Below are 1,302 nucleotides of genomic sequence, written 5' to 3' on the forward strand. Positions count from 1 at the left end.
TGACCCGTCCTGAAATAAGGCTACATAATTTTAAACATTATGTATAGAAATGACAAAGTAATTAGACGGTATTCAGAACCTTTTAAACTGAAAATTTTAGCCGAACTTACCACCGGAAAACACACCAAAAGCGAACTTTGTAAACTCTATTCGATAGCCCCAACAACGGTTAACGAGTGGATTAAAAAATACAATCGTAAAGACTTAATGAACACCAGAGTAAAAGTGGAAACAAAAGACGAAATATCTAGAATTAAAGCGCTTCAAAAAGAGGTTGAACAACTAAAAAAACTTCTACTTAAAAAGGATCTCGATGCAATGGTACAGGATTGTTACCTTGAAGTAGCTGCTGAAGATCTTGGCTATAAATCAGTTAATGAACTAAAAAAAAAGCTAAGTATAAAGCCTTAATTAAAGCTAAAAAGAGAACTAAGGGAGTTGCGTCTTTAACAACTATAACGCATTGTTTTGGACTTAAACGCAATGCTTATTACAAGCATAAAAAAAGAGCTGATAAGCGTTTAAACCTAGAGCGACAAATTATAGATATTGTTAGAAAAAGACGCAAATCCCTTCCTAGAGAAGGCGTACGTAAACTCGAAAAATCATTGAAAGACGATTTTGTAAAAGCTAACTTAAAAGTCGGTAGAGATACTTTATTTAATCTCCTTAGAAAACATAATATGCTTACACTTAGAAAGAAAACTAGTGCTAGAACAACAAACTCTTATCATCGATTTTATAAGTATAACAACATCATAAAAGACATGGAAGTTACTAGACCCAACCAAGTTTGGGTATCTGATATTACATATATCAGAACCGTAAAAGGATTTTGTTATCTAGCATTAATAACAGATATGTACTCTAGAAAAATAGTTGGTTATGATCTAAGTGATAGCCTAGAACTTAAAGGTTGCGTAAGAGCTCTTAATAAAGCTATTTATCAAGCTAAAGACATTAAAAAACTTATACATCATTCAGATAGAGGCATACAGTACTGTAGCAATGTATACACTCAAATTTTAAAAAGAAAAAAGATAGATATTAGTATGACAGAAGAAAATCATTGTTACGAAAACGCCATGGCAGAGCGTGTAAATGGTATCTTAAAAGACGAATTTTATCTCGACCAAACCTTTGATAACGTAGCACACGCTAAGAGAGCTGCAAAAAATGCAATTAATTTATACAACGAAGTAAGATTACACTTATCTTTAGATTATAAAACACCTAATATGGTATACAAATTATCAGCCTAAATTCAATTTTTAACCTGTAGCCATATTTCAGGACAAGACA

At 32.0% G+C, this 1,302-nt stretch carries 2 protein-coding genes; both read left to right on the forward strand.

Annotation, left to right across the window (positions count from 1 at the left end; all coding sequences use genetic code 11):
* Positions 1-39: 39 nt before the first annotated feature.
* Positions 40-411, forward strand: coding sequence for a transposase (locus FQU21_RS17295; protein WP_147679282.1), 372 nt, complete (start codon positions 40-42; stop codon positions 409-411).
* On the forward strand, positions 411-1,262 hold the full coding sequence (locus FQU21_RS17300; RefSeq protein WP_317130676.1) for an IS3 family transposase: 852 nt from the start codon (positions 411-413) through the stop codon (positions 1,260-1,262). Before FQU21_RS17295 ends, FQU21_RS17300 begins: the two co-directional genes overlap by 1 nt.
* Positions 1,263-1,302: the final 40 nt, after the last annotated feature.

This window comes from Algibacter pacificus, from assembly GCF_008033385.1.
Lineage (GTDB): Bacteria > Bacteroidota > Bacteroidia > Flavobacteriales > Flavobacteriaceae > Algibacter > Algibacter pacificus.

What these genes read in the sequence shown, in the direction of transcription:
- FQU21_RS17295 (WP_147679282.1), top strand. Translation starts at nt 40, where the DNA reads ATGTATAGAAATGACAAAGTAATTAGACGGTATTCAGAACCTTTTAAA.